The organism is Pseudomonas sp. Pseusp9 (assembly GCF_059491265.1).
Map to the genome: position 1 here is coordinate 3,941,503 of NZ_CP168500.1, position 12,457 is coordinate 3,953,959.

General features: G+C 57.0%; 8 protein-coding genes and 1 pseudogene. 4 read left to right on the forward strand and 5 right to left on the reverse strand.

Annotation, left to right across the window (positions count from 1 at the left end; all coding sequences use genetic code 11):
- Positions 1–558: 558 nt before the first annotated feature.
- The 4 genes and pseudogenes from putA to ACEN8E_RS17670 all read left to right on the forward strand — a co-directional run bounded on the left by putA (position 559) and on the right by ACEN8E_RS17670 (position 7,173).
- Positions 559–4,503, forward strand: a complete 3,945-nt coding sequence (gene putA / locus ACEN8E_RS17655) for a trifunctional transcriptional regulator/proline dehydrogenase/L-glutamate gamma-semialdehyde dehydrogenase (protein WP_495589212.1) — start codon at positions 559–561, stop codon at positions 4,501–4,503.
- Between the two features lie 172 nt (positions 4,504–4,675).
- The gene (locus ACEN8E_RS17660; protein ID WP_495589213.1) at positions 4,676–6,319 is read left to right on the forward strand and encodes an acetolactate synthase large subunit; all 1,644 of its coding nucleotides are present in this window, start codon (positions 4,676–4,678) and stop codon (positions 6,317–6,319) included.
- Between the two features lie 159 nt (positions 6,320–6,478).
- Positions 6,479–6,683 (forward strand): annotated as a pseudogene (locus tag ACEN8E_RS17665) (IS3 family transposase); the annotation flags it as partial.
- Between the two features lie 394 nt (positions 6,684–7,077).
- Positions 7,078–7,173 carry a helix-turn-helix domain-containing protein gene (locus tag ACEN8E_RS17670; RefSeq protein WP_495589214.1) on the forward strand — a complete coding sequence of 32 codons (96 nt, stop codon included), beginning with the start codon at positions 7,078–7,080 and terminating at the stop codon, positions 7,171–7,173.
- A gap of 457 nt (positions 7,174–7,630) precedes the next feature.
- Here ACEN8E_RS17670 and ACEN8E_RS17675 read toward each other — a convergent pair whose 3' ends face one another.
- The 5 genes from ACEN8E_RS17675 to ACEN8E_RS17695 form a co-directional block, all read right to left on the reverse strand.
- A complete protein-coding gene (locus ACEN8E_RS17675) occupies positions 7,631–8,395 on the reverse strand; it encodes an ABC transporter ATP-binding protein (RefSeq protein WP_322617920.1) in 765 nt (254 codons plus the stop codon).
- Positions 8,396–8,411: 16 nt separating this feature from the next.
- On the reverse strand, positions 8,412–9,122 hold the full coding sequence (locus ACEN8E_RS17680) for an ABC transporter permease (protein WP_429371962.1): 711 nt from the start codon (positions 9,120–9,122) through the stop codon (positions 8,412–8,414).
- Positions 9,119–9,847 (reverse strand): ABC transporter permease, encoded by a 729-nt coding sequence (locus tag ACEN8E_RS17685; RefSeq protein ID WP_495588733.1) that lies wholly within the window; start codon positions 9,845–9,847, stop codon positions 9,119–9,121. The genes ACEN8E_RS17680 and ACEN8E_RS17685 overlap by 4 nt, the downstream gene beginning before the upstream one ends.
- A gap of 140 nt (positions 9,848–9,987) precedes the next feature.
- Complete coding sequence (locus ACEN8E_RS17690; RefSeq protein WP_495593345.1) at positions 9,988–11,274, reverse strand: OprD family porin; 1,287 nt, start codon at positions 11,272–11,274, stop codon at positions 9,988–9,990.
- A gap of 377 nt (positions 11,275–11,651) precedes the next feature.
- Complete coding sequence (locus ACEN8E_RS17695) at positions 11,652–12,431, reverse strand: ABC transporter substrate-binding protein (protein ID WP_495589215.1); 780 nt, start codon at positions 12,429–12,431, stop codon at positions 11,652–11,654.
- Between the last annotated feature and the right edge of the window lie 26 nt (positions 12,432–12,457).

Below are 12,457 nucleotides of genomic sequence, written 5' to 3' on the forward strand. Positions count from 1 at the left end.
CGGTGGCTCTCTTCGCAAGGGGGGGGTTCGGGCCGGAATTTTATCACTATCTGCAAACGGTGCCGTTGCTAACCGATGTGAGCGGGGTGCAACCGGATCAAGTGAGTTCATTGCAACCGCTAGGTGCTACCCAAGCGAAATATTTTGCAACCTATCTGGTTGCACCTATTGCAACCTTCGATTCACTGGACCTAAGATGACCAATATTCGGGCTCTACAGTGACCAATTTCTCTATTTAGGTGGGTCACTTGCGTTTTTTAGAGAGCCTCGTTTAAACGCGGTCGTTTTTAAAACCACTATCGAAAGCTATTTGGATAAGAACAACACCACTCACCGTGAGGCCAATGCCATGGCACGTGTAGAAATGCTGTCCGGTCACACTCAAGCAGAAGCCGCCTGGCTGCCTAGATCATTGGCCAAAGCATCGAGGGAATGGATGTCATCTTTAACAAAATCCACAGCAGGACGCGCTACCCCGGCGGGCAACCAGCGCTGACCCGCAGCGCCATCACGCCGCAACCTCCATTTCAGTATTCGCCGAACGCAGGTATAAAAAAATGAGCACAACAACTACGGTCGGCGTCAAACTGACCGCCGATCTTCGTGATCGCCTGAAAACTGCCGCACAGTCGATCGAGCGCACACCCCACTGGGTTATCAAGCAACTGGTGCTCGGTTTCATTGAGCGTACCGAACAGGGCTCGACCGTCGGCCACCTGGTCAACCTCTTTGATGAAGCTGTCAACGAGCAACAGATCCTCGAGGCTATCCCTGAGGGTGGTGAACATGTGTTCCTGGAGTTTGCAGAGAGCGTCCTGCCGCAGACGGTGCTGCGTGCGGCAATTACTTCCGCTTACCGCCGCCCAGAGAACGAAGCGGTGCCGATGCTGCTTGAAATGGCCCGCCTAGGTGAAGCCCAAGCCGAGGCTGCCAACGAGATGGCCCTCGGTATCGCTGAGAAGCTGCGCAACCAGAAGAACTCCGGTGGCCGTCAGGGTTTAGTGCAGGGCCTCCTGCAGGAGTTTTCGCTTTCGTCTCAGGAGGGTGTAGCCCTGATGTGCCTGGCCGAAGCATTGCTGCGTATCCCCGACAAAGCCACCCGCGATGCGCTGATCCGAGACAAGATTAGCAATGGCAATTGGGGGCAACATCTCGGCAACAGCCCGTCGATGTTCGTCAACGCCGCCTCCTGGGGATTGTTGATCACCGGCAAGCTGGTAAGTACTCACAACGAAGCGGGCATGACCTCAACCCTCAGTCGGATCGTCGGAAAAAGCGGAGAGCCGCTAATCCGCAAGGCCGTCGATATGGCGATGCGCTTGATGGGCGAACAGTTCGTTACCGGCGAGACCATCGGCGAAGCTTTAGCCAATGCCACCAAAATGCAGAACCAAGGCTTCCGTTATTCCTACGACATGCTCGGTGAGGCCGCCCTGACCGAGGAGGATGCCCGTCGTTACCTAGCCTCCTACGAGCAGGCCATCCATGCCATCGGCAAGGCCTCGCAAGGCTGTGGCATCTATGAAGGACCGGGCATTTCCATCAAACTCTCAGCACTTCACCCGCGCTACAGCCGCGCCCAGTACGACCGGGTGATGAGCGAACTGTACCCAACATTGCTGGGACTGACTCAGTTAGCCAAGCAGTACGACATCGGCATCAACATCGATGCCGAAGAAGCCGATCGCCTGGAAATCTCCTTGGATCTGCTCGAGCGCCTGTGCTTCGACCCATCCCTCGCTGGCTGGAACGGCATTGGCTTTGTCATCCAGGCCTACCAAAAGCGCTGCCCGTACGTGATCGATTACGTCATCGATCTGGCCACGCGCAGCCGCCACCGTCTTATGATCCGTCTGGTCAAGGGCGCTTACTGGGACAGTGAGATCAAGGTCGCGCAGATCAACGGCCTGGAAGGCTATCCGGTATACACCCGTAAGCCGTACACCGATCTATCTTACATTGCGTGTGCCCGCAAGTTGCTGGCCGCACCGCAACACATCTACCCGCAGTTCGCCACCCACAACGCCCATTCGCTGTCGGCCATCTACCAGCTTGCCGGACAGAACTATTACGCTGGACAGTACGAGTTCCAGTGCCTGCACGGCATGGGCGAGCCTCTGTATGAGCAGGTGGTAGGCAAGCTAGCCGATGGCAAGTTCAATCGCCCATGCCGCATCTATGCACCAGTCGGCAGTCACGAGACCCTTCTGGCCTACCTGGTGCGTCGCCTGCTGGAGAACGGTGCCAACACATCATTCGTGAACCGCATCGCCGACCACACCATTGCTTTAAAGGATTTGGTTGAAGACCCAGTGCGTCAGGTGGAGAAGTTCGCCGCCGAAGAAGGCGAGGTCGGCAAGCCGCACCCGCGCATACCGCTGCCCCGTAACCTGTACGGTGACGCGCGGGTCAACTCCGCCGGTCTCGATCTGTCCAATGAGCAGCGACTTGCCTCGCTGTCTTCGACCCTGCTGACAAGCTCTCATCAAGCCTATGAGGCCAAACCGGTGATTGGCGACCATGCGCCGCAGTGCCTGGAGCCAGCCCCTGTGCTCAACCCGGCCGACCATCGCGATGTGGTAGGCCGGGTAAGTGAAGCCAGCTTGGCAGACGTACACAAGGCTTTGGACATTGCCCAGTCGAGTGCACAGATTTGGCAATCGACCCCGGTCGAGCAGCGCGCCGAGATTCTGGACCGTGCAGCCGACATCATGGAGGGTGAGATGCAGCCGCTGATGGGGCTGTTGGCTCGTGAAGCGGGCAAGACCTTCAACAACTCGATAGCTGAAGTCCGCGAGGCAGTGGACTTCCTGCGGTACTACGCAGACCAGGCGCGCACCTTCTCGAACGACAGCCATCGCCCACTAGGCGCCGTTGTTTGCATCAGCCCCTGGAACTTCCCACTGGCGATTTTCACAGGGCAGATTGCTGCAGCGCTGGCCGCAGGCAATACGGTATTGGCCAAGCCGGCAGAACAGACCCCGCTCATCGCTGCCGAAGGCGTGCGTATCCTGCTTCAGGCTGGCATCCCAGAGGGTGTACTGCAACTGTTACCAGGCCGTGGAGAAACCGTCGGAGCGACCCTGGTGGGTGACAGCCGTGTACGTGGGGTCATGTTCACCGGTTCCACCGAAGTGGCTGGCATCCTACAGCGCAACATTGCAGGTCGATTGGATTCTCGAGGCCGCAACGTACCGCTGATCGCCGAAACCGGTGGTATGAACGCAATGATCGTCGACTCGTCGGCATTGGTTGAGCAAGTAGTAGGGGACGTTATCAGCTCGGCTTTCGACAGTGCAGGCCAGCGCTGCTCTGCTCTACGCGTATTGTGCGTGCAGGAGGATGTAGCCGACCGCGTGATACAAATGCTTAAAGGTGCCATGGCCGAGTACCGCTTAGGCTCTCCAGAACATTTGGAAACCGATATCGGTCCCGTGATCGACCAAGAGGCCAAGGGCCTGATCGATCGGCACATTCAGGCGATGCGGCAAAAAGGCCGCAACGTGTTTCAAGCTGCACGCTTTCAGAGCGAAGACATCCGCAACGGTACGTTCGTGGTGCCGACACTTGTCGAGCTGGAAAGCTTTGATGAGTTGAAGAAGGAAATCTTCGGCCCAGTACTGCACTTGTTACGTTACAAGCGCAGCGAACTGGCTAACCTGCTGGATCAGATCAATGCTTCCGGTTACGGGTTGACCTTGGGTGTACACACCCGGATCGATGAGACCATCGCTCAAGTAGTCGATTCGGCGAACGTGGGCAATCTGTACATCAACCGTAACATCGTCGGCGCCGTTGTCGGCGTGCAACCGTTTGGGGGCGAAGGTTTGTCTGGTACAGGTCCGAAAGCCGGAGGCCCGCTGTACATGTATCGCCTGCTGTCCAGCCGACCAGAGAACGCAATCATCCAGCAGCTGACCAAAGGGAATTCCGAGGTTGTCGCGGTGCCTGCGGCAACGGCTGAAGGGTTGGCCGGTTTACGGCAATGGGCCGAAAAGCACGACACAGCCCTTGCTGGTGTACTGGACGATTTCGCCTTCCGCTCACCGAGCTTCCGTTGTCACACCCTGGTAGGCCCGACGGGTGAATGCAATACATACACGTTGCTTCCTCGCGATCGCGTGCTGTGCTTGGCGCAAAACAAGCAGGATCTGCTGGTGGAGATTGGCGCAGCGCTGGCGGTGGGAAGCTTGGCCGTAGTCCCCGAGCGTCAGTTCGCGTTGATCGCCACCCTGCCGAAATCCGTCACTCAGCGTGTGATCACTGTTTCCGATTGGATGGCTGCAGGCGTTGAGTTTGACGCCATTCTGCACCACGGCGATTGTGACCAGTTGGTTGAAATAAGCCGCCGTGTCGCCTCGCGCAAAGGCGCGATCATCAGTGTGCACGGCCTAAGCACTGGCGAAACTGACGTACCGCTGGAGCGCCTGCTGGTCGAGCATGCCCTCAGCGTCAATACCGCTGCAGTGGGTGGTAATGCCAACCTTATGACTATCAGCTAATTGAGCTGCGCTCGAACGTAGTGAGCGGGCGGCTTCTCTTGTCGTTTTCCTCAGCGATTCGGCACTCCAGTGTGGCGGTTGAGCATGCTGGAGGCCGTCGCTTTTTTTTGATCTACGCGAAGTGACCCGCGATTGCGATTTCAATCCAATACAACACTTGAGGTATAGCAAGATGGCCAAGGCCGCTGATGTCGTTGTGCAATGCCTGGAAAACGAAGATGTCGAGTATGTGTTCGGCATTCCCGGTGAGGAAAACCTGGACCTGCTGGAGTCCCTGCGCAAATCGCAGATCAAGTTGGTACTGACTCGCCATGAACAGTCAGCCGGTTTTATGGCCGCCACCTATGGTCGCCTGACCGGCAAAACTGGCGTTAGCCTTTCGACCCTTGGCCCTGGTGCCACTAACCTCGTTACCGCGGGTGCCTATGCTTACCTGGGCGGCATGCCAATGTTGATGATCACAGGCCAGAAACCGATCAAGAAGTCCAAGCAGGGTCGCTTCCAGATCATCGACGTGTGCAACATGATGGCGCCCATCACCAAGTACACCCACCAGTTGGCCTCAGCCGATAACATTCCTTCGCGCATGCGTGAAGCCTTCCGTCTGGCGGAGGAGGAAAAGCCGGGCGCGGTGCATCTGGAACTGCCGGAAGACATTGCCGCCGAGCAGACCGACAGCTTGCCAATCCCGCGCAGTCTGCATCGCCGCCCGTTGGCCGAGCACTGCGCCATCAACGCCGCTGTCGAGAAGCTGCAAAAGGCCCGCAGTCCGATCCTGGTGATCGGTGCCGGCGCCAACCGCAAGATGACCGCCAAGGTCCTCAAGCAGCTGATCGACAAGACCGGCATTCCATTTGTCACTACCCAGTTGGGCAAGGGGGTGGTCGATGAGCGCCACCCGCGCTTCCTTGGCAATGCCGCATTGTCCTCAGGCGACTTCGTGCACCGCGCGGTCGAAGCTGCCGACCTGATCGTCAACATCGGCCACGACGTGATCGAGAAACCGCCGTTCTTTATGGTGCGTGGCGGTACAGAGGTCATCCACATCAACTTCCGTTCCGCTGAAGTCGATGCCGTGTATTTCCCGCAGATCGAGGTGATTGGCGACATTGCCAACGCGGTCTGGCAGATCGGCGAGGCGCTGGACGACACTGCACATTGGGACTTCACCCGCCTGCTCACGATTCGTGAAGCCAACGAAGTGCAGATCGCCGAAGGAACCGACGATAATCGCTATCCGGTGTACCCGCAGCGTCTGGTAGCCGATGTCCGCCGGGCGCTGCCGTCCGAGGGCATCGTGGCGCTGGACAACGGCATCTACAAAATCTGGTTCGCCCGTAACTACAAGGCGCACAAACCCAATACCGTACTGCTCGATAATGCCCTGGCGACCATGGGCGCCGGTCTGCCATCGGCGATGGCCTCGCACCTGGTGTATCCGGATCGCCCCGTCATCGCAGTGTGCGGCGACGGCGGCTTCATGATGAACAGCCAGGAACTGGAAACGGCGGTGCGCCTGAACATGCACGTCACCGTGGTCATCCTGCGTGACGATGGCTACGGCATGATCCGCTGGAAGCAAGCGAACATGGGCTTTACCGACTTCGGCCTCGATTACGGCAACCCCGATTTCGTGAAATACGCACAGGCGTATGGTGCCAATGGCTATCGCGTGGAAAGCGCCGATGGATTCCTGCCGCTGCTGGAGCACTGCATCAAGACCCCGGGCGTGCATGTGATCGACTGCCCGGTCGATTACAGCGAGAACGACCGGATCTTGAACAGCGAGATTCGAGAGCGCGCGCAGGCACTGTGATGACAAGGTCGTCGAAACCCCAGTTTCGATGACCTTGAGTTTTATGAATGGAGAGATAAATGACCGCTGCCCTTGCAGCGACTTATACAGGTGGGTATGACAGACCCGTCGCTTTCTTGCTAGTCATCGACTGTTTCAGGTTGAAGATCCAGCATCACGCATAGCCTCTATGCCTGGAAAAAGCGCTGCAGCAAATCTCAAGAAGAACGGCAGCAAGACGATGATCCGCACGTTGAAATGCGTCGTCTGCGAGCAGAACTCAAGCGGATTGAAGAGCGAGACACCTTAAACAGGCCGCCGCGTACTTTTCCAAGGAGTGCGGCTGAAGTACGCCTTTATGTGTCGTGCAGCACCGGACGACCCAGGCCCCTGGCTGAAGCTTGCCTCTGGTGTAGTTCATTTTGGTGCCACGCGAAATGAAGTGGTACTGGACATGACGGCCTTGCGCGAGCCGCGTCCGGCAGGCAGCCCGGCGGTTTGCACGGCGCTGGTTGCGGCGCTCAAAAATTATGCCGCCCAAACGACTCATGAATCGGTGCTCGAGGCGGTAGCCAATGATGTACTTGAAGGCATTGCCCAAGAACCCAGTCTGGAGCAGACCGCCCAGCACCTGCACATGACCTCGCGGACGGTGCATCGCACCTTGCAGCGCGAAGGCTGGAGCTTCAACGCGATTATCGATGTGCAACGCCGCTATCTGGCGCGTGACTTGCTGACGACCGGCAAGCTTACAGTGAGCGAAGTGGCGGAGTGGCGGAGTGGCGGAGTCCCTAGGGTATCGAGAGGTATCAAATTTCAGCAGGGCTTTTCGTCGATGGTACGGGACGAGCCCTAGCGAGTTGGTTAACGGGTGATAGTCCCTGGAGCCGTTTTTGATGTCCAAAGGGACACAAACGATTTCAAGTGAATGACTGATATTGGCCGACTGCTGCCGCTGCTCACAGGCAGCTATGGGTCGATCACTGCCCTTCGTGCCAGGCAGCCACACCCAAAAGCAGTCATTCACTGATGCACATCAAAATCCACCAAAGGCAATCCCGCTGACAGCCACGACCCCAAAGCCTTGTGTCGTTGACAATATCAACCAACACGCATGCACGAGGACATCGACTCAGGCTCGCTTTTTGGGGTCAGACATGCTGACTTCCGCTTTTTGATCCAATCCATCGACATGTCCGTGAAGGTACCCGCGCAATAACGCTTGAAAGTGATAGCTGGACGCCAACGCTGGCGAAATGCCCTGCACTGTATTACTAGGTGCCCAGACTTTTGCCGCATTGAGTGACTTACTAATTGCTCAAAGGTTGAGACTTACTTCAGGTTGCCGCTGAGGAACTGCTGCAGGCGCTCGCTCTTGGGGTTGCCCAATACATCCTCGGGCGCACCCTGTTCTTCGACCCGTCCCTGGTGCAGGAACAGCACCTGGTTCGACACTTTGCGCGCAAAGCTCATTTCGTGGGTGACCATGATCATGGTGCGGCCTTCTTCGGCCAGCCCCTGGATCACCTTGAGCACTTCGCCCACCAGTTCCGGGTCCAGGGCCGACGTCGGCTCGTCGAACAGCATGATCTCCGGCTCCATGCTCAGGGCCCGGGCAATGGCGACCCGTTGCTGCTGACCCCCGGAGAGAAACGCCGGGTACTGGTCGGCAACCCGTGCCGGCAAACCGACCTTGTCCAGGTAGCGCCGGGCACGATCCTCGGCGTCCTTCTTGCTCACGCCCAGCACCCGGCGCGGCGCCATGGTGATGTTTTCCAGCACGGTCATGTGGCTCCACAGGTTGAAGTGCTGGAACACCATCGCCAGGCGCGTGCGGATGCGTTGCAGTTCATTGGCGTCGGCCACGCGCATGCCGTGGCGGTCATGGACCATTTTGATCGGCTGGTTGTCCAGGCTCATGGCGCCGTCGTTGGGCGTTTCCAGGAAGTTGATGCAACGCAGAAAGGTGCTCTTGCCCGAACCACTGGCGCCAATCAGGCTGATTACATCGCCGGTCCTGGCGTTGAGCGACACGCCCTTGAGGACTTCATGGTTGCCGTAACTTTTGTGCAGGTTTTCAACGGTCAGTTTGTACATGAACAAGCATCCTGAATTAGTGAGCCGGGCCGAGGAAGGACAACCAGCGGCGTTCAGCCAGGCGGAACAGGCCGACCAGGGAGAAGGTGACTGCCAGGTAGATCAATGCGGCGATGCCGAACGACTGGAAGGTCAGGAAGGTCGCCGAGTTGGCGTCCCGCGCGACTTTCAGGATGTCCGGGATGGTGGCGGTGAAGGCCACGGTGGTCGAGTGCAGCATCAGGATCACTTCGTTGCTGTAGTAAGGCAGCGAACGACGCAGGGCCGACGGCATGATCACGTAGGCGTACAGCTTCCAGCCGGTCAGGCCATAGGCCTTGGCCGCTTCGACTTCACCATGGGCCATGCTGCGAATCGCCCCGGCGAAGATCTCCGTGGTGTAGGCGCAGGTGTTCAGGGCGAACGCCAGGATGGTGCAGTTCATCGCATCGCGAAAGAACGCATCCAGCACGGGCTGAGCACGCACCGCGGCCAGGCTGTAAATGCCGGTGTAGCAGATCAGCAGCTGGATATAGAGTGGCGTACCCCGAAACAGATAGGTGTAGAACTGCACCGGCCAGCGCACCCAGACATTGCTCGAGACCCGGGCAATCGACAGCGGGATCGACATCACGAAGCCGAAGAAGATCGAGGCACTGAGCAGCCAGAGGGTCATGGCCAGCCCGGTGATGTGAGTGCCGTCCTGGTACAGGAAAGGCTTCCAGTATTCCTGCAGTAGCTCGATCATCGCACGGCCTCCCGGGTGCCGGCGGCGTAGAAGATTTCCATCCGGCGCAAGACGTAGTTCGAAACGGTGGTGATCACCAGATAGATGAAGGCCGCCAGAATCAGGAAGAAGAACAGCTGATAGGAGCTCTTGCCCGCGTCCTGGGCCACCTTGACCAGATCGGCCAGGCCGATGATCGACACCAGCGCGGTGGCCTTGAGGATCACCATCCAGTTATTGCCGATGCCCGGCAGGGCAAAACGCATCATTTGCGGGAACACCACCAGGCGAAAGCGCTGGGCGCGGCTCAGGCCGTAGGCGGTAGCCGCTTCCATCTGCCCGCGTGGTACGGCAAGGATGGCGCCACGGAAGGTTTCGGTGAAATACGCGCCGTAGATGAAGCCCAGGGTAATGACCCCGGCGCTGAACGGGTTGATTTCGATGTAGTCCCAGCCCAGGGCTTCGGTCAGGCTGGTCAGCCAGGTTTGCAGGCTGTAGAAGATCAACAGCATCAGCACCAGGTCCGGCACCCCGCGGATCAGCGTGGTGTAGGCCTGTGCGGGGACGCGCAGCAGTGCCGAGTTCGACAGCTTGGCGCTGGCGCCGAGCAGGCCCAGGCCAACGCTCACCAGCAAGCACAGAAAGGATAATTTGACGGTCATCCAGGAGCCTTGCAGCAACAGCGGGCCGAAACCCTTGAGGCTGAAGCCTGATAGCCCAAGAATCTGCAATAGGTTTTCCAGCATTGAGCAGCCCTACCTCAATCAAGAAGGCACCCATCTGGAGATGGGTGCAGTCTCTGTATTTCCCGGGATTGCGCGAAGTCCCTTAAAAGGGCTTCAGAGAGAGAGACTCAGTCCCTTGCGTACAACGCATTTAAAGCGCTTTACAGAATGTTCAGCGGGTAATTGATGATCAAGCGTATGTCGTCGCAGCTCGGGCCGATATCATTGTTGTTAGCGGCCAAGATGTAAGCATCGTTGGCCCGGAAGTACGCAGCACGTACGCGAAAGGAAAGATCTTTGGCGGGACCGTTCTGCATCACATATTTGATTTCGACATTGAGCTCGCGCTCGCGGCCTTCAGGACCTTCTGTAGTCCGGATATTGTCACCGTACACATAACGAGTCATGAAGCTCAATCCAGGAACACCGTAGCCCGCCATGTTCAGATCGTAGCGGCCCTGCCAGGAACGTTCTTGTTCACCATCGAAGTCGGACATCTGGATTGAGTTGAACACATACACTGTGTCGCTGCCGTCCACGCCATTCGCGTAGTGGGTGTCGCCGCTAGAACGCTGATATGCAACAGTGAACTTGTGAGCACCGAAGCTGTAGGCGGTTGCAAGGCTCCACAGGTTATTGTCCAACTTACCGGATAGTGCTTGTCCCTGGCTTTTGGTGTGGTAGCCGTTGAGGCTGAAGTTCAGCGCCTGGCCTTCGACGATAGGCAGGTTGTAGTAGGTTTCGATGTACTGCTTCTTGAAGTTGTCTTCAACATCGGAGGCGGCGAAGCCAGCAACAAGGTCTGGGGTGAACTTATAGGTTGCACTACCGAAATTGATCGACTCCAGGCCCGCACTGTCATTAAATTGGCCGGTCTGTGTACGCAGCGCGGTAAAGTGGCCGGCGTTCAATTCCAGCCCCTTGATTTCGTTACTGGTAACAAGGGTGCCGGTCGCGACTTCTGGCAGCAGGCGGCTATCGCCGGTGCTGAATACCGGGTTGACAACCACTTGGTTGCCGTATTTGGCGACGGTGTCGGAAACGCGAAACTTGACTACGCCCCCTGCGGCCGACTGTGTTTTAGCTTCGGAGCCATCATTGTCGACCTGAAACATGCCGTTGCCTGCGCGGCCCTTGCCACCGTCGAGTTTGGCGGTACCCATGGCATAAGCATCGACACCGACGCCGATGGTGCCTTGAGTGAAGCCTGAGTTGTAGTTGACTCGTTCGGCTAAGCCGGTGTCCTGACGATAACCGCTTTTACCACCGTTGGTAGGGTTGCTGAAACCATCCTTGAAGTCGCGGTTCATGTACTGCAGGCGAGTCAGGGCTGAGAGAGTGCTGTCGTCAACGAAACCCTTGCTGTCGTCCTGGGATGCGGCCATCGCCATCGGCGAGATGCTTGCGGCAACAGACAGGGCAACAATGTTCCACTTCATCATACACATCGTGCTTTGCTCTTTTTTATTATTAAAAGTACTGTCACCCCAAATCAGTTTTGTTCGGGACAACTGTTTATTTGTTCGACGCGATTTTGTCCACTCGCCATCCTTGGCATACAACTAATTACACGCCAGCCAGCGCTCAGCGTTCGAGTGGGTAGAACCGCCAAAGCCAATGATCAAGAACCATTTGCGTGGATGCGCCACGCACAGAAAACATGCCACCAACCTCAGCGGGTGAAACCCATAATCTAAAACGGGCAATACATAACTTGCTTCAAACCAAATAACCGCACGAGTTATTGCGATGATTTACAGCTGTAATGCTGCGCACCAGTGATATCTACTTCACTTCCCTGACATCTTGACTCGTCGAACCGGGATCATTTGCCATAGATATCAAAGTTGAAATATTGACTCGCAAGTTTGTCGTACTCACCCGACGCGCGAATGCTGGCAATGGCTGTATTGAGTTTCTCTCGAAGCGGATCGTCTCCTTTTCTAATTCCGATCGCGACACCGTCATCGGTCAAGCGCTTATCGGTAAGGGGCTCGCCGGCAAAGGCAAAGCCTTTGCCCTGAGGCTTTTGCAAAAATCCGAGATCACCTTGTACCGCCGGTTGAAAAGCCGCGTCCAAGCGGCCACTGATCAGGTCGATGTAAACTTGATCCTGGCTTTGATAGGAGAGAATGTTGACGTCGTGAGGCCCCCATTCTGCCTTCGCGAACATCTCTTGCGCCGAACCTTGCATAACCCCAACGGTCTTGCCTTTCAAGGACTCGGCGGTCGGTAGCAGGTTTGAATGTTCTTTGGCGATTAGGGCCGATGGACCGTTGTAAAGTCGATGACTGAAGTCCACTTGTTTACGTCGCACCTCGGTGGCACTGAACGCCGATAAGATTGCGTCAAACTTCTTCGCCTTCAAGGCAGGAATCATGCCGTCGAAAGGCTGCTCGACCCAAACGCAACGGACCTTGAGCTCGGCACAAATAGCATTACCCAGGTCGATGTCAAAGCCACTCAGGGAGCCATCAGGTTGTTTGACTTCAAATGGCGGATAACTGGGGTCCACACCAAACTTGATTTCAGTATCGGTCTGGGCCATGGCCGCCATGCTGAAACCCAGTAATGTAGTTGCAAAAAGAGTGTTGAGTCGGAACATAATCACCTCATTATTAGATTAGGACT

Excerpts from the sequence above, each read along its gene's own strand:
- putA (WP_495589212.1), top strand. The coding sequence starts at position 559 with ATGAGCACAACAACTACGGTCGGCGTCAAACTGACCGCCGATCTTCGT.
- ACEN8E_RS17660 (WP_495589213.1), top strand. The coding sequence starts at position 4,676 with ATGGCCAAGGCCGCTGATGTCGTTGTGCAATGCCTGGAAAACGAAGAT.
- ACEN8E_RS17675 (WP_322617920.1), bottom strand. The coding sequence starts at position 8,395 with ATGTACAAACTGACCGTTGAAAACCTGCACAAAAGTTACGGCAACCAT.
- ACEN8E_RS17680 (WP_429371962.1), bottom strand. The coding sequence starts at position 9,122 with ATGATCGAGCTACTGCAGGAATACTGGAAGCCTTTCCTGTACCAGGAC.
- ACEN8E_RS17685 (WP_495588733.1), bottom strand. The coding sequence starts at position 9,847 with ATGCTGGAAAACCTATTGCAGATTCTTGGGCTATCAGGCTTCAGCCTC.
- ACEN8E_RS17690 (WP_495593345.1), bottom strand. The coding sequence starts at position 11,274 with ATGTGTATGATGAAGTGGAACATTGTTGCCCTGTCTGTTGCCGCAAGC.
- ACEN8E_RS17695 (WP_495589215.1), bottom strand. The coding sequence starts at position 12,431 with ATGTTCCGACTCAACACTCTTTTTGCAACTACATTACTGGGTTTCAGC.